We start from the raw sequence: 15,716 nt of genomic DNA, 5'->3' as shown, positions 1-15,716 counted from the left end.
CTTCCCTGCCACATGGCGGGGCAACCATCATATTTTAGATACTTTTTTTTCTCTTGTGTTGAAAAAAACGCGAGCTCATGTTTTTGTGACCGGCAAGGTTCAGGGCGTCTATTTCCGGCAGAACACGCAGCTGACTGCAAAAGAGCATGGCGTCACTGGGTGGGTGCGAAACCTGCCTGACGGCCGGGTGGAGGCTGTCATCGAGGGTGACGACGCGGCCGTGAGAAAGGTGGTCGACTGGTGCCGCCACGGGCCGTCATCAGCAAGGGTCGACAACATTGAAGTAAAACACGAAGGCTACACCGGCGAGTTTGCAAGCTTTGAAGTAACGGGCTAGCTAGCGGATCTTTTCGTACGCTTCTGCTATCGCCCTTTTCGCCTGCTCGGCTTCTTCTTGCATTTTAACGACAATGCGCGTAGGTGGCGACTGGCGGCTTGTCCTAACCTCTATTACAAGGTGGTCTACTGCCGGCTCGATGTCAAGAAAAGTGCGAAACGTCAGCGTCTTGGCGTACACCACCCTGTGCGGCCTCACTTCCTCGATCACGCTTGCGCCAAGCGACAGCGCAAACCTGCGCAGGTCTGCCATGATGCTTTTTGCCGGCTCTTGCAGGCCTGCAAGGTGCGCCTCAAATGAGCGTCCACCGCCGCCAGAAGATGAAGGCAGGAACCCGAGATTCATATCCTCGTCCTGACCCCGCTCCTCTTCAGGTATTTCTTGACCTTGTCGACAGTGCTCTTTTCATAGTGGAATATGGACGCCGCAAGCGCCGCGTCTACGTCGGCTTTTTCAAACACCTCGCGCATGTGGCGCGGGCTCCCGCAGCCGCCGGACGCAATGACCGGTATGGTAGACGCCTTGCAGATCGCCCTTGTAAGCTCGATGTCATAGCCGTTTTCCGTGCCGTCGGCGTCGATGCTTGTCAAGAGGATTTCGCCGGCGCCCCTTTTCTCGACCTCGCGCGCCCACGCTATTGCGTCAAGGCCCGTGCCCTCTTTGCCTCCGTATATCATCACCTCAAACCAGTAGCGCCTGCCCTTTTTATCCCGGAACGTGTGCTTGCCTTTGCATTCTACACCTTCGCAATAACGTCGCTTGGCGTCTATTGCGACTACCACGCACTGCTTGCCGAAAATCTCCATCAGCTGCGTTATCAGCTCCGGGCCTTTTACCGCCGCCGTGTTTATCGACACCTTGTCGGCTCCTGAAAGCAAAATCCCGCGTGCATCCTCCAGTTTCTTGATGCCCCCTCCAACCGTGAACGGGATGTCGATGACCATCGCCACCTTGCGCACCACGTTTTTCATAGTGTCGCGCCCCTGCTGCGACGCCGTGATGTCGAGGAACACCAGCTCGTCGGCGCCCTGCTCGCTGTACTTTTTTGCCAGCTCAACGGGGTCGCCGGCGTCCTTGACGTCTGCAAAGTGCACGCCCTTGACCACGCGGCCGTTGTCCACGTCAAGGCACGGGATTATGCGCTTTGCAAGCGTCACGCTATTGCCTTCACCCTCTCTATTGAAACCCTGCCGTCGTACATCGCCTTGCCAAGTATCACCGCGGCGCACCCGACGCTCTTTGCCCTTATCGTGTCCTCAAGGCTGGAGATGCCTCCGCTTGCGATTATCCTTGCCTTTTCGCTGAACGCCACCGCGCTTGCAAGCGTTTCAATGTCCGGGCCTGCAAGCGTCCCGTCGCGCTCGATGCTTGTGAGCAAAAAGTCCTCTATGCCTATTGCGACAAACTGCGATATCGCGTCATTCACCTTGACGCCGGCAGATTCTTTCCATCCCTTTACCATGACCATTCCGCCGGCCTGGTCTATTGAAACCACCACCCTGCCGGGGTGTCTCTTTGCAAGCTTTCTCACTGCCTCAGGGTCGCTGTAGGCCATCGTGCCAATAACAACTCGCGCGGCTTTTTTTTCAAGCGCCTCCCTTGCCGCTTCTGGCGTCCTGATGCCCCCTGCTACCTGCACCGGAGTCTTTACGGCCGACACGACCTTGGCTATCGCCTCTGCGTTGCTCCCGGTGCCAAACGCCGCGTCAAGGTCTACCACGTGGAGCATGTCGGCGCCGGCGGCCTCCCACTTTATGGCCATCTCTGCCGGGTCGCTTCCGTATACGACCTTGTTCTGGGCGTCGCCCTTGACGAGCCTCACCACCGTTCCGCCCATGATGTCTATAGCCGGGATTACCTTCATTTGCTTTTCTTGTCCTCAGCCGCCTTGGCTTGTTCGCACATTAAAAGAAAGTTCTTGATCATCTTGGCGCCCACGTCGCCGGACTTTTCCGGATGGAACTGGACGCCTACTAGGTTGCCCTTTTCCACCACCGCCGGGACCGTGGTGCCATAGTCAGACGACGCCACGACCAGCTTTTTGTCTGCCGGCACCGTCTTGTACGAGTGGACGAAATACACCCACGAGTCGTTCTCTATGCCCTTGAGGAACCTGCTGCTGTTCTTGCCCCTTGCCGTTATCTTCAGGTTGTTCCATCCCATGTGGGGCACCTTTACCTTGCCCTTTGGGAGCATCACCACCTCGCCGTCCAGGATTTTCAGTCCTTCCAGCCTGCCCTCTTCGCTCCTGTTAAACAGCATCTCCATCCCAAGGCATATCCCCATCACAGGCTTGCCCTTCTCGATGGCAGAGTCGAGGCGCTTGGCGCCCTTTTCGATAGACTCTATCGCGGGGTCAAAGTTGCCCACGCCGGGGAGCACAAGGCCGTCGTACCTGTCCAGATCGCTCATGTCGTAGATGATGTCCACTTTTTCGGCGCCGTTTCTTTCCAGCGCGGATTTCAGGCTGAACAGGTTTCCGGCGCCGTAATCAAATATTGCTATCCTTGCCATTGTTTCTTCACATCGCGCCCTTGGTGCTTGGCACTCCCTTTCTCCTGCCGTCGATGCTTGCCGCCGCCCGAAGAGCAAGCGCAAACGCCTTTAGTGCAGCTTCGACCTTGTGGTGGTCGTTGTCGCCGTACTCTACTATCATGTGGGTGCACGCGTTGAGGCCCTGCAATAGCGACCTGCAAAAGTGCTCAAGGTCTTCCCTTGGGATGCCTTCAATGCTTGAGCGCTCCAGTTTGATGTCCATCTTGTGGTACTGGCGCTTGACAAGGTCGATTGCAACATAGGCAAGTGCCTCGTCCATCGGCACCATCGCCGTCCCAAACCTCACTATCCTTGCCCTGTCGCCCAGCGCCTTGTCTATGGTCTGCGCAAGGGCGATTGCAACGTCCTCTGCAAGGTGGTGCACAATGTCGTCGTTTGACTTGCCGGCAAGGGCGATGTCTATCATCGAGTGCTTGCCTATCGAGGTTATGAGGTGGTCGATGAACGGCAAGCCCGTCTTGACCTTGGTGTTGCCCGTGCCGTCGACGTTGACCTCTACGGTGACTGCTGTCTCTTTTGTGACGCGCTCGACTCTAGCCTTTCTCGCAGGGGGAGAAGGAGCCAACTACAGAGTTTAGGCTGGCTTTACTTTATTTAAAAGTGGCGAAAAACTTGAATTAATATAATAAAACTGATCGTTCTTGGGTGTCTTCCCGTGTTCTTCAACTACCTGTAATCCATGATTTCGCAACATTTGCAACAAGCTCAATTCATCCTGCATTCCTACCGACAAAATCGCGAAACTTTTGAATTTTTGTTTGCTGATCTGACTCGTTAATTATCTCTTCTGTCTTTTGTTTAATACTCTCCTCTGAACTAGCGGCTATTTCTCCTAAACTCTGATTGATAATTCCTTCCACTGTGTCAATACCATAGGAAGAAATCTTGATGTTCGTTGGCCATGCTCTTCCAACAGCATAAAATCCTTCAATCAGACCTGCTCTTTCTAAATATATCAGCTCACCATGAATCACATCATCATTAATATTATTCAGTTGCAGATCCTTTGTGAATTCGTCATTTATAATAATCCGCTTACTAAAACCTCCGGTAAAATGAAAATCATATAGAAAAGCGAGGATCCTAAATCTGATTTCATTATGATATATTGCAAGTGGCTGATTATGATTTTCTACATAATCAATTCCAGAGGCTTCTATCGTGATATTAATTGGGTAGGGAACACCAACAGCACGAATTCCCTCAGGTAACCGTTTTTCATTAAGTAGTCAATGTTAGGATAGATCCTTGTATCTGTGTTCAGCAATCCTGCCTCATTGATGGCATTATCAGTAACTATGTGTCTACGGGCTTGCCCATTATAGAATTTATTGTAAAGTACGAGAAGGATCTTGTATCTGATTTCGTCATTATTCATTTTTGTTTTGGTATAAGATTTCTTTTGTTCTATATCAGTAGAATTGAGCAGCAGTGCAACATGAAACCCTTACGTACTGCAGATCTCAGTATACTCCCTCCCTGCAAGGGGCGCCTCTTCTTATATGCAACAAGGATAATCTGCTCATACTGCCGTTAGTTACAAAGTGTTACCGCTGCAAGATAGTTGGGCTTACAAAAACCAAACAACATCTATTGACTAGTCTAGAACAAGACGCACTAGCGGCATTAAGTCAGGAATGCGACAACCTCCAACATTACCTATAGACAAGAGAAGACCTAGGACTATACTCAGCCAACAAACAACAGGCAGACAGGTTCTACAAGAAGATCAAGAAACGACAATATCCTATCTCGGTACGCAGCGACCTCTTGAAGGTAGAGAAAAATCCAAACACTGTATCAGAATATTGGGCAAGGATACCAGTCAAAACAGTCAGAGGTGGTGTATGGGTTGGGATAAAGCCGTACGAGCCCCTGCCTATGAACGCCAAAATATGCGAATCAAGGCTGTACAAACAAGGCAGTAATTGGTTCTTGTACTTGGTTGTCGAACAAGATGTTCCTGAAAAATCAGAGTACCAGAATGTAATAGGCATAGACATGGGAATAAAGCACATTGCTACTTCTGTGGAGCTAGCAAGTGGAAAGACCATTTTTTACGGAAAGCAACTGAACCGTGTCAGAGGCCACTACTTCTGGTTACGAAAGAACCTAGGAAAGGCAAAGGCAATAGACACGATCAAAAAGATCGGAGAACGTGAAAGCAGAACAACAAACGACATGCTACACAAGATCAGCAGGGAAATAGTGGACCAAGCAATAGCCACAGATGCGGCAATTGTCATAGGCAATCTCAAGCACCTGCGCAGAAATAGAATACAACAACGCCGAAAAAGAGGAGCTAGGTTGTTGAATAGCTTTCCCTATTCCAGACTGACACAGTACATCAAGTACAAAGCGGCTCTTGAAGGAATCAAGGTGATAGAAGTGAGCAAAGCGTGGACCAGCCAAACATGCACAGAATGCCGCAACAAGGGAGTTAGGCTGACACAAGGCTTGTTCAAATGCGAACATTGCCACACAGAAGAAAATGCTGACAGAAATGCTGCCTTCAACATTGCCAAACGGGGCTTGGGCTACATGTCCAAGCTAGGGGTATCCGTGAACATGCCCAGAACTTCTGCCATGCACAGCCTGAGTGCGATGATGTCAGGAGAAGCTATCGCGCTTGCGAGATAGCTGTTCATATAATATCTTCGGCAGGAGGTCGACGCTTTTTGCCACAGCTTCTGCGCCCCTCTCTCTGAAAAGCGCAAGCGTCTTGGCCGGCTCGGGGCTGTAGCCATAGATCCCGACAAACGCTATGGGCAGGCCGGTTTCCTCCTGCGCCCTGCGGGCCATAAGCATGTCTTCTGCCGAGTCGCCAGAGTACACGGCGTTTTTTGCGCCCATCGCCTTCATGGCCTTTTTTGCAGCATAGGGGTTTGGCTTGGCGTACTCTCTCTTTTCGTCTTCTAAAAACACGCAGGCGTCGATGTCAAAATACTGCATCACCGGCTTGAGCGAATATTCTGCGGCAAGCCTGCTCCTTCCAGACACTATTGCAAGGTTGCCGTCAAACTTTTCGTGCAAAGTCTTCATTGTCTTTTTGCTCACGGCGAGCCTGTCGTTGTCAATGAGCGGTCTTGCATCCCTGCAGTATTTCGGTACAAGGCCGTTCTGTTTTTTGAAAAGCACAGGACCGTAAAACAGCTCGTCAAACACCCTGCCGATGTAGCTGTCCTTGACAGGCGCTGGGTATGCAAGCATTTCCTTGACCTTCGAAATGTCATACGCAGAGAGGAACCTTTCGACGGACCCTATTCCAGTCTCGTCGGCGTTTTCTGCTACTCTTAAAAGGAACTTGCGGGCTTCTGTCACAGTTTTCTGCTGCTGCCTGCTTGCAAGTACGGCAAGTGCAATAGCATAGCTGGTGTCCGTGTCGTTGTTGAACCCTCCGCTCTGCCTGAACTTTAGTATCAGCGAGTCAGTGACAAGGCCGCGCATCTTCTTTATCCCGGACTGCACAAGCACGAAATCGACTGTCTTTTTTATCGCCTCGTTGTACGACTTGCGTATGTCGACAAGCACGCCGTCTACGTCAAACAGCGCGCAATCAAACCCTGGCATCTCAGCTGGCTGCCCCTTCTCGTACGCACTTTAGGAACCTGTCGTTCATTTCCTGCGTGCCAATCGTGACGCGCATGCAGCCAGTGTGCCCGGAGACGTTGCCAAGCATCTTGACCACTATTCCTTCCTTTTCAAGTGCCTTTGCAATCGCAGAATACCTCTTTTTCTTGCCTGTCTCTACAAAGAGAAAGTTTGCGTCCGACCTGAAAGCCTTGATGCCCTTTATTTCATCAAGGCTTTCAAAGACGCGCCTGCGCTCGCCCTTGACGTCTTCGATGGTTTTTTTCACAAAGTCTGCCCTTTCAAGGACGCCCGTGGCTATAGTGAGCGAAAGCGTGCTGACAGGGTACGGCGACTGTATGGTCGAGCGGAACAAGCCTGCGGTCTTTTCCCCTGCTATCATGTAGCCGACGCGGGCACCTGCAAGCCCAAATGCCTTTGACAGCGTGCGAAGCACTATCACGTTGTCGCGCTTGGTGGCTTCTTTTGCAAGCGAGTAGCTGGCAAAGTCAGAGTACGCCTCGTCAACGAGCACAAGGGCATTATCGTAGTCAAGCCTGTCCAAAAGTTCCACCGCGTCCTTTTTTGGTATTTGGCCGCCCGTCGGGTTGTTTGGCGAGCAGAGGTAGACCAAACCTGCCTTTTTTGCGCTCTTGGCAAACCTGTCAATGTCCAGCTCGAAATTCTTTTCAAGGGGCACCTTGTCTACGGCCATTCCGTGCAGCTCGCACCTGTTGATGAAATAAGAAAACGTCGGGACAAAGACGGCTGCCCTGCCACTGCTGCCCTTCTTGCCCTTTTTGTTGTTGTTGCTCGCAAGCGTAGTCAGCAAGAGCTCGATTATCTGGTCAGAGCCGCTTCCTGCCCCGATGTATTTTTCGTTGATCCCCGTATATTTCGCAAGCTGCGCATAGAGGCCGTCAAGCTCGTCTATCGGGTATTCTCGAAGGTCGACGCGCCGCGCAGCCTCTGTCACTATCTGCAAGACAAACTTGGCGTCCAGCGCAAAATTCTCGTTAGAGTCAAGCTTTATCGCGCCGGTTATCTTTTCAGGACGGACGTAGCGGTCAAGTTTCGCTATCCTCTTTAGCTCTTTTTCAACTGTTTTTGCTGCAGTCATTTTTCTTTCTTGTTCCTCTTTCTCCTTGCCTTCACTGCCTCGTAGTGGTTTGGCAACCCTTCTGCTGTTGCAATCGCTCTTACCGCGCCGTCGATTTTTGCAAGCCCTGCCTTTGTCACCTTTACCCTGTTTACCAGCTTGACATAGTCGAGAACGGAAAGCGACGCCCTTGACTTGCCAAAGCCGAGCGTGGGCAACACGTGGTTTGACCCAAGGCAATAGTCGCTTGCGGACGACGGCGCGTCAGGGCCGATGAGGATGAGCCCTGCAGACTCGATCTTGTCTGCAAACGCGTCTGCCTTCTTTTTGCTTATTATCTCCAGGTGCTCTGGCGCAAACTCGTTTGCAAACTCGGCGCACGCCTTTTCGTCCTTGCAGATTGCAACAAAGCCGTTTTCTGATAGGCTCTTTTTCACAATGTCTGACCTGGCAATACCAGATGAAATCGCGTCCACCTGCTCCTGCACCTGCGCGGCCAGCTTTTCCGAAGTCGTCACGAGGCCGCACACCGTGTCGGGGCTGTGCTCCGCCTGCGAGATGAGGTCTACTGCCACCAGCCTGGGGTCCGCGGACTGGTCGGCGTACACCAAAAGCTCTGTCGGGCCGGCCACCATGTCGGTCGACACGATGCTTGAAGCGGCTATCTTGGCCGCAGTGACGAACATGCCTCCCGGGCCGACTATTTTGCTCACAGGCTTTATCGTCTGCGTGCCGTACGCAAGCGCGGCTATTCCCTGCGCGCCTCCAGCTTTATAGATTTCATTTACGCCGCAAATGTCTGCCGCCACGATGGTCAGCGGGTCGATAGAGCCATCATCCTTTGTCGGAGGCGATATTGCGACAATCCGCTTTACCCCCGCCACCTTGGCCGGCACGGCGCACATCACAAGCGTGCTTGGGTATCTTGCCTTTCCGCCCGGCACGTAGCAGCCAACGCTTGCCACCGGCTGCACCACCCTGTCTATCAAAACGCCTTCTGACCTGACCTTGATATTTTTTTTGAGCCTCCCAAGCACTGCAATCTCGCTCTTTTCAAGGCGCGATTTCATCAGTTTCAGCGCCTTGACCTGCTCCTTTGTCACTTTGTCATATGCACCCTTGATCTCTTCCTCTGAAACCTTTAGCGAATCGAGCCTGACGCCGTCAAACTTGGCAGTGTAATCAATCACCGCAGGATCGCCGTGCGCCAAAACGTCGTCCATTATTGTACGAGCCTGCGCCATCAGAGCGTCAGAAATCTTGTTGGTCGACTTGCGCAGCTTGGCCGCTGCTTCTGCTGCCGGCTCGGCGACGACGTTTACAATCTTCATGCTACGAATATCCGTCCAGGTTTACCTCTTCAAGGGACAGTATCTGCCTTGGCTCAAGGACCACCAGACCCTGCGCCAGCTTTCTCATCTTGGGGACGACCCTGATGAACTCTTCCTTGTCGATGACGGTGTTGACGCCAAACCAGCCGTCCTCGGATAGCGGGCTTATGGTCGGCTTTTTTAGCGCCGGCAGCGATTTTAGCAGCTTGTCAAGGTTCTCCTTCTTGACGTTGACAAAGATGTGCAGCTTTTTCCTGCCTTCGACGACGCCCTTTAGCAGCACCACCATGTCGGCAATCTTTTCGCGCTTTTTCTCGTCCTTTAGCGCCTTTTTGTTGGCGACAAGCACCGCAGTCGACGTTGCCACGGTGTCGATTATCTTTAGGTTGTTCTGCACAAGCGTGGTCCCTGTTTCTGTGATGTCGAAAATCGCGTCAACGTCCTCTGGCGGCTTGGCCTCCGTCGCGCCAAACGAAAGGAATATCTCGACCTTTTTGTTGTCGCCCACGCGCAGCCACGGCGTTATTATCATGGGGTCTGCGTCGCCGTACGCCTTTTTGTACGCTTTTGTAGCCTTGATGTACGCCGCCGTAGTCGTCAGGTACTCTGATGAAAAGCGCAGCGTCTTGCCCTTTTTGGCAAAGTCAGACACCATCTCGTCAAGGCTCCCGTACGGAAAGCTGCTTGGGACCGCTATCACCTGCTTGACCCTGCCTATCTCCAGGTCAAGGAGCACTTCAACGTCTGCGTTGGCCTCCTTTATCCAGTCCTTGCCGGTTATGCCCACGTCGTAAAAGCCCTCCTGGACGTAGGTGGGGATCTCTTGCGGCCTCAGGATCTTGGCCTCTATCTCCGGGTCGCTCAGCCTCACCCTGTACGTGCGGCCCCTGCCGCTTATGCTCTGGTAAGCCTGCTCGAGAAGCTTGAAGGTGACTTCCTCTATGCTACCTTTTGGGACCGCAAATTTCACAGTAGGCATGATATGTGCAGGTGCACAATTCGCGCTACCGCATATATATTATATCTTGTATGGAAGGTGGCTGGGTCTCACAAACGCTGTCAATTATCGTGAAAAATTTGCGATAACTAGCCAGATTTGCTTGTCTGCCTAGCTGCCCTTGCGCAGGGATGCAAGCACTTCCCTTGCTTTTTCCACGTTGACCTGCCCTTCATCTGCGATTTTCTTTGCTACCCTATCAACATCTGCGCCCTTGGCTCCTGCCATCACAGCGATGTTCCTTGCGTGCAGGCGCATGTGGCCCTTCTGTATGCCCTCTGACGCAAGGGCGCGCATCGCCGCAAGGTTCTGCGCAAGGCCGGCGGCGGCAATTGCCATCGCAAGCTCTTTTGCATTGTTGCTTGCGCTAAGCACCTTCAGCGCGACCTTGGCGGTGGGGTGCACGTTTGCCACGCCGCCCACGACTCCTACTGCAAGCGGCAGTTCTATCTCCCCGGCAAGGTCTCCATTCTTTGTACGCCACCATCGTGTTAACGAGCGGTACGTGCCGTCCCGCGCGGCCCACGCGTGAGCGCCGGCCTCTATTGCCCGAAAGTCCTGCCCAGTCGCAAGCGCCACCGCGTCGACTCCGTTCATGACGCCCTTGTTGTGCGTGACTGCGCGATAGACGTCGGAATGCGCAAGGGCGTACGCGTACAATATCCGCTCAACTATGTCTTTGCCTCCAAGCTCGTCCCTGTCAAACACCGCCTTGCACCTGACCATCCTTTTTGTCGCATAGTTTGACAGTATTTTCAGCACAACCTCGCCCCCGGTTATCTCTGCAACCCTTGGCGCTATTGCCTCGCACATTGTGTTCACCGCGTTTGCGCCCATCGCGTCCTTGGCGTCTATTACCAGTTCGACGACGAGCATCCTGCCCATCTTGTTCTTGCTGGAATCCTTTACTTCACGCGCCTGCAGGCCGGCTGCAGAGACGGACCTGCTCTTTGAATTTGCAATCGCCAAGATCTCTTTTTTTCGCGCAAGCACCTTGCGCTTTGCCGCGCCGATATTGGCAAGCGAGACTACCTGCACCTGCCCTATCATGAGCGGCTCGTCTGTCTCTGCGACAAAGCCGCCTTTTGCCTTGGCGATTTTTGCGGCCTTGCTTGCCGCCGCTATCACGGACGGCTCCTCTATCGCCATTGGGACAAGGCGCTCGACCCCGTTTATCACAAAGTTGGTGGCTATCCCAAGCGGAATCGACATTATTCCTACTGCGTTTTCAACCATCCTGTTTGCGCTGTCAAACGCAAGGGGCTGTCCAAAGGATGCTGCCTCCTCGTCTGTCAGCCCTGCCGACTCTTTGAGAAAGGCAAGCCGCTCTTCGCGATCCATCTCGTAGAATTTCCTCTTTTCCTGGCTCACGGCAGCTAGCCTAAAGCCTGTCGACCTTAAAATCTTGTCATATCCCTGCTACTGAAACCGTAAAATCATGATAAAAATCGGCGTATGTCGATATATTTTCCTGCTGCTGTACATGGAACGAAAATTATCTTGCGCCTTTTCTCTTTTCCCGCGTGTCATAGATCACGGTATCTCCGACTCTGCGGTAAACCAAGACCCCCTGCAATTCCTTGCCGCAGCCGCAGGCCAGCGTCTTTACGTCATGGATATTCGGTATCCACAGTTGCCGCAATGAAACGAATAGAGTTCCGCCACTTGCGCTGCACCATTATTGCTGGCAAAATCATTTCCAATGTCCCTCCTGAGCTTGTTGTAGCGGTCGTCTATGCGTGACATCGGAGCCTCTTTCCAGATGTTACTGGCGTTCTTGCCGGACATTAACGCTGCTGCTATGCGTTCTGCATCAGCAAAAAGACATATCCCCTTTTTGTGCGCAGGTTCATGCCGCTTGTTAGGCTATTTTGGCATCACGAAGTTTTGGGTTTCCATCGGCCGGTTCTCTTTACATAGATGATGCCTGCTGCAAAAGCCCCTGCAATTCCGACGTAAATTGGAGCCAAGACGATATTTGGGTTGGGAGCAGCGGGCATTGCCATGACCTGATGGCTGCAGGCCTCCGGTGGGCCCATGCAGCGTTTACCCAAGATTGCTTGTTCTGAGCATTTTTCGGGTTTGATTCCTAATTGTTCGCATTCGGCAAGTTGCTCTAAAGTGGGTTTTCCGGCATTGATTGAGCAAATGCCTGATTGACGCCAAAGAGGATGCTGCCGATTAGAAATATGGACAATATGGCAGGAAGCGCTGCTGTTGCCGTATGAAATAACTGGCATCATCCTATTATTTGAGTTTTGTCGAGAACGTTAATACAATTCGCACCCGCAAGAGCTGACTGGTGCGTCATTGCCTTCGTTATGACGGCAGCAGGCCAAAAGAGATGCTGACAATGCGTGCATAATAGCTGGCTCTGCTTCCCAAGGTTCTTGCATATGTCGTCGCCACAGCGACCGCAAAATCATGCCACAAATTCGACAATTGCTATACAAATAACGGATAAGAAAGTTCTTCGTTATATATTATCTAGGAAATTATTTATATTAATATTCTACATTTTTCACGAAACCTTTTTAATTCGTGCAAGTTTTGCACGCCTTTAATGAACAGGAAGATAACCCTTGCTGCAGCAGGCATGGCTGCCATTTTGGCAGCAGCCGTTCTGGCTTTTACAACGGCAACGTCAAGCCAGACAGCCTTTGCAGCCAATGTAAACATCGACATTGTGCCGGGAGCAGAATCCAAGGGCAACCAGGCATTTTCTCCAGGCTCACCGGAAGTACACGTGGGCGAGACGGTGACGTGGACAAACAAGGACTCTACCGGGCATACAGTGACATCAGGTTCAGGCGTGCCTGACGGCAAGTTTGGAGTCAAGGCGGATGGAACTCCAGACGTCATACTGCCAAACAAGACGCAGGAGTTCAAGCCGACAGCGCCGGGAGACTATGCGTACTACTGCGCACTTCATCCTTCAATGGTTGGAAAACTTGCGGTAGAGCCAGCCGGCGTCAGTTAATGGAAACAACAAATAAAACAATAATACGACGACACCGCCACCACCACCTAGCGATCTCTCTTGCAGCGTGTGCACGTTATATACAGAACATCTCTTGATGGTTTTTTGTTCGGATGATTTTTTTGCTCTGGTACAAAAAATGGGTAGGGTTTCTGGGCTGACCTGACTGATCAGCCACAGAGTTGCTAGATCTATTTTTTTCGCTTCTTGCTGTCGGTGCAGTTGATGCACGACATTTCTTCTTCCTCTAGGCTTTTGTCGCCTGCTTCTGTACTGCTGTTGCTATTTGGCTCTGCAGGATGCTGCTGAATTTTTTCTTCGGCGGTGTTCTGCTGTTGCTGCTGTGACATCAAAGAGGCTTTTCTCCTTAGCAGGATCGAGAATGCGAGGGTTGTTATCGAGAACAATCCTGCTGTTGCGAATACCAGATTGTACGATTCTGGGGCTGGATACGACGGTCCTCCGGCGGCGCCTCCTATTGATGGGGAAGTGTGGTATGACTGCATGTACAGCCCTGCCAGCGCCGGGCCTATCGCCATCCCAACAAAGAACAGCAACGCGCCTACTCCCACCGATATTCCAGTGAATTCCTTTGGAGACGAAGACACGATGATGTTCCATCCCGCAGTGCTTGTCAGAGACAGCCCCGTGGCGATTATGGCCAGGTTTGTCGAAACCATGAGCCCTGTGGAGTGAAACGCCAGCAGGCCAAAAGCCCCGACTGAGCTGATTATTGCGCCAAGCATCGTGGGCCTGATGTTCCCTATCCTGTTTATGATAAACGCAGTCGCGCTGGCAAATATCAGGAACATTATCATGAACGGAAGCTGGACGTTTGCCGCGTCTACTGCGTCTCCGCCAAACCCAAACGGCTGCGGGCTCCTTACCAGCTGCACTATTGATGGGTACACCAGAAACATCGTGATCCCTGTTGCCATCAGTATGATGTACGAGGGCAGCAGGATCTTGTGCTTTAGCAGCCTCAAGTCAAGCAACGGCGCCGTCGCCCTTTTCTCTATGAAAACAAAGGCGGCCAATGATGCTGCCGATGCGGCAAGCGCGCCGACGATCTGCGGCAGGTTTGCAGGACTGATGCCAGTCTCTATAAGTGTCAGCGCCAGCAGAAATGACGATATGGTGGCAGACAGCGCTAGTGCGCCCTTTATGTCGATGGTGGGCTTTTCTGCACCGGTGGTGTGTCCTGTGCCCTTTACGGACAGCAATTGCAACCGCGCCTCTTTGCTGCCATTGTCCTTGACGAACTTGGCGATCATTAAGGCCACTATCGCCGCGACCGGGGCGATGGAAAAGAACGTCGTGTGCCATCCAAAGTGCTGGATGATGCTGGCCCCTACTAGCAGGCCTACCACCGAGCCGCCCGAGTATGCAGAGCCAAACACTCCTACGGCTATTGCAAGTTTTGAAGGTGGGAATGAGTCTCTCAAGAGGCTAAAGGCTGCCGGAACTGCCGCCAGTCCCACGCCCTGGATTACCCTGCTTGCAAGCAAGAAGGTTATGTTGTTTGCAAATCCGCCTGCGGTGATGCCTGCCACGTATATTGCCAGCAGTATGAGCAACACCTTCTTTTTGCCATAGATGTCGGACAGCTTGCCTGCAATAGGAGTCATCACGGCGGCCACTATCAAGTATGCGCTGAATATCCACGCCGATGTGCTGTACGGTATGTTAAATTCCTGCATTATTTCCGGGATTGCCGGCAAAAGCATGGTCTCTGAAAACATCACCGCCAAAAGCGTGCTGCTGAGTATCGCTAAGGTGAACCACGCCGAGCGACTGTCATTAACAACAACCGCTGCTGTCTCTTCTTCTTTTGCAGTATTTACTCTATTATTATTACTGCTTGTTGAAATATCCATTTTTTTTATCCTCTTTTTTCTCCCTTTGCCTCTTAATGCTGCGAAAAGTTTTGCTTCAGCATCTGCCGGAATTCCTCGTCAGATGGCGCCTTTTTCCTCATTTCCATCAGCGTGACGGCATCTTCTCCAGCCAGGTATCTCAGCTCCGGGTTTTCGACCGTGACGGCTTGAAGTACTGCCTTGGCGACCACTTCAGGCGAAGACGATCCGTTCTCCCTCATGGAGCTTAAAGTTGCGTTCATTTGCTGCATTAGCTGCAGATATGGCGAGTTGGGATCGCTGGTTTTTCTTGGAACTACCATCCCGTTCAGGAAATTGGTCTTGATAACTCCGGGCTCGACTATCACAACCTTGATTCCAAACGGCTCCAGCTCGTAGGATATTGCTTCAGTCAAGCCTTCAAGCGCAAACTTGGTGCTTGTGTATGCGGCGGTGCCGGGAAAGCCGATGCGCCCTGCGACAGAGCCTACGTTTACTATTATGCCTCCATTTTGTTTTCTCATCAGCGGAAGGGCTGCCTGGGTCAGTCTTATCAGACCAAAAAAGTTCGTCTCGTACTGCGCCTTTATCTCTTCAATCGATAGATCCTCAAGCGCTCCAAATAGCCCATAGCCTGCGTTGTTTACCAGAACGTCTATTCTGCCCTGTTCGGCCGTGATTTTTGCAATCGCGCTGTTTACCGATCTTTCGTCGTTGACATCGAGCTGAACCAATTGAAGCGGCAGTTTTTCTTTTGCCGCGGCATCTATGATGCCTGCAGATTTTTCAAGGTTGCGCATCGTGGCGTACGTGTAAAACCCGTTCCTTGCAAGCGCCAGCGAGGTCGCCAGCCCTATCCCGCTTGAGCTTCCTGACACAACTGCTACCTTGTTCCCTTTTTTCTCCTGACCTTCTTTTTGCATAGCAAAGACAACTAATGGCAAAATGACGATATAAGTTGGAAAGTGATAAGTTGGCTACTAGGTAATG

General features: G+C 52.0%; 17 protein-coding genes and 1 pseudogene. 3 read left to right on the top strand and 15 right to left on the bottom strand.

Features of this window, described 5'->3' with window-relative positions; all coding sequences use genetic code 11:
* Positions 1–55 precede the first annotated feature (55 nt).
* Complete coding sequence (locus NTE_RS14545) at positions 56–337, top strand: acylphosphatase (protein ID WP_226987046.1); 282 nt, start codon at positions 56–58, stop codon at positions 335–337.
* On the opposite strand, the gene NTE_RS14540 is transcribed toward NTE_RS14545, so the two are convergent.
* The 6 genes from NTE_RS14540 to NTE_RS14515 form a co-directional block, all read right to left on the bottom strand.
* The gene (locus NTE_RS14540; protein WP_148701670.1) at positions 338–682 is read right to left on the bottom strand and encodes a hypothetical protein; all 345 of its coding nucleotides are present in this window, start codon (positions 680–682) and stop codon (positions 338–340) included.
* Positions 679–1,494 carry an imidazole glycerol phosphate synthase subunit HisF gene (hisF, locus tag NTE_RS14535; protein WP_148701669.1) on the bottom strand — a complete coding sequence of 272 codons (816 nt, stop codon included), beginning with the start codon at positions 1,492–1,494 and terminating at the stop codon, positions 679–681. Before hisF ends, NTE_RS14540 begins: the two co-directional genes overlap by 4 nt.
* Positions 1,491–2,201 (bottom strand): 1-(5-phosphoribosyl)-5-[(5-phosphoribosylamino)methylideneamino]imidazole-4-carboxamide isomerase, encoded by a 711-nt coding sequence (hisA, locus tag NTE_RS14530; protein WP_148701668.1) that lies wholly within the window; start codon positions 2,199–2,201, stop codon positions 1,491–1,493. The genes hisF and hisA overlap by 4 nt, the downstream gene beginning before the upstream one ends.
* Positions 2,198–2,851 carry an imidazole glycerol phosphate synthase subunit HisH gene (gene hisH / locus NTE_RS14525; protein WP_148701667.1) on the bottom strand — a complete coding sequence of 218 codons (654 nt, stop codon included), beginning with the start codon at positions 2,849–2,851 and terminating at the stop codon, positions 2,198–2,200. Before hisH ends, hisA begins: the two co-directional genes overlap by 4 nt.
* A 7-nt stretch (positions 2,852–2,858) precedes the next feature.
* Complete coding sequence (locus NTE_RS14520; RefSeq protein ID WP_148701666.1) at positions 2,859–3,458, bottom strand: imidazoleglycerol-phosphate dehydratase; 600 nt, start codon at positions 3,456–3,458, stop codon at positions 2,859–2,861.
* Positions 3,459–3,603: 145 nt separating this feature from the next.
* Entirely contained in the window at positions 3,604–3,867 is a 264-nt protein-coding gene (locus NTE_RS14515; protein ID WP_148701665.1) for a hypothetical protein, read from the bottom strand.
* A 751-nt stretch (positions 3,868–4,618) separates the two neighbouring features.
* Here NTE_RS14515 and NTE_RS14510 point away from each other — a divergent pair.
* Positions 4,619–5,533, top strand: a pseudogene (locus tag NTE_RS14510) (RNA-guided endonuclease InsQ/TnpB family protein); the annotation flags it as partial.
* Here the strand turns inward: NTE_RS14510 and NTE_RS14505 are convergent.
* The 7 genes from NTE_RS14505 to NTE_RS14475 all read right to left on the bottom strand — a co-directional run bounded on the left by NTE_RS14505 (position 5,504) and on the right by NTE_RS14475 (position 12,133).
* Entirely contained in the window at positions 5,504–6,463 is a 960-nt protein-coding gene (locus NTE_RS14505; RefSeq protein WP_148701663.1) for an HAD family hydrolase, read from the bottom strand. The pseudogene NTE_RS14510 and the gene NTE_RS14505 overlap by 30 nt on opposite strands.
* Position 6,464: 1 nt before the next feature.
* Complete coding sequence (hisC, locus tag NTE_RS14500; RefSeq protein WP_148701662.1) at positions 6,465–7,583, bottom strand: histidinol-phosphate transaminase; 1,119 nt, start codon at positions 7,581–7,583, stop codon at positions 6,465–6,467.
* Positions 7,580–8,893: a histidinol dehydrogenase gene (hisD, locus tag NTE_RS14495; RefSeq protein WP_148701661.1), complete on the bottom strand. Its 1,314-nt coding sequence runs from the start codon at positions 8,891–8,893 to the stop codon at positions 7,580–7,582. The genes hisC and hisD overlap by 4 nt, the downstream gene beginning before the upstream one ends.
* 1 nt (position 8,894) lies before the next feature.
* Positions 8,895–9,872, bottom strand: coding sequence for an ATP phosphoribosyltransferase (hisG, locus tag NTE_RS14490; RefSeq protein WP_148701660.1), 978 nt, complete (start codon positions 9,870–9,872; stop codon positions 8,895–8,897).
* A gap of 129 nt (positions 9,873–10,001) precedes the next feature.
* Entirely contained in the window at positions 10,002–11,261 is a 1,260-nt protein-coding gene (locus NTE_RS14485) for a hydroxymethylglutaryl-CoA reductase, degradative (RefSeq protein WP_226987045.1), read from the bottom strand.
* A 234-nt stretch (positions 11,262–11,495) separates the two neighbouring features.
* A complete protein-coding gene (locus NTE_RS14480; protein WP_148701659.1) occupies positions 11,496–11,678 on the bottom strand; it encodes a hypothetical protein in 183 nt (60 codons plus the stop codon).
* Positions 11,679–11,767: 89 nt separating this feature from the next.
* Positions 11,768–12,133, bottom strand: coding sequence for a hypothetical protein (locus tag NTE_RS14475; RefSeq protein WP_148701658.1), 366 nt, complete (start codon positions 12,131–12,133; stop codon positions 11,768–11,770).
* A gap of 320 nt (positions 12,134–12,453) precedes the next feature.
* Here NTE_RS14475 and NTE_RS14470 point away from each other — a divergent pair, with 320 nt between their 5' ends.
* Entirely contained in the window at positions 12,454–12,870 is a 417-nt protein-coding gene (locus NTE_RS14470; protein WP_148701657.1) for a cupredoxin domain-containing protein, read from the top strand.
* Positions 12,871–13,061: 191 nt separating this feature from the next.
* On the opposite strand, the gene NTE_RS14465 is transcribed toward NTE_RS14470, so the two are convergent.
* Positions 13,062–14,747, bottom strand: coding sequence for an MFS transporter (locus tag NTE_RS14465; RefSeq protein ID WP_148701656.1), 1,686 nt, complete (start codon positions 14,745–14,747; stop codon positions 13,062–13,064).
* Between the two features lie 32 nt (positions 14,748–14,779).
* A complete protein-coding gene (locus NTE_RS14460) occupies positions 14,780–15,649 on the bottom strand; it encodes an SDR family oxidoreductase (protein WP_148701655.1) in 870 nt (289 codons plus the stop codon).
* Between the last annotated feature and the right edge of the window lie 67 nt (positions 15,650–15,716).

Origin of the sequence: Candidatus Nitrososphaera evergladensis SR1, from assembly GCF_000730285.1 — an archaeon.
GTDB classification, from domain to species: Archaea; Thermoproteota; Nitrososphaeria; order Nitrososphaerales; family Nitrososphaeraceae; genus Nitrososphaera; species Nitrososphaera evergladensis.
The sequence above is the reverse complement of the archived record's forward strand: the minus strand, read 5'-3'. Positions and strand labels throughout refer to the sequence as shown.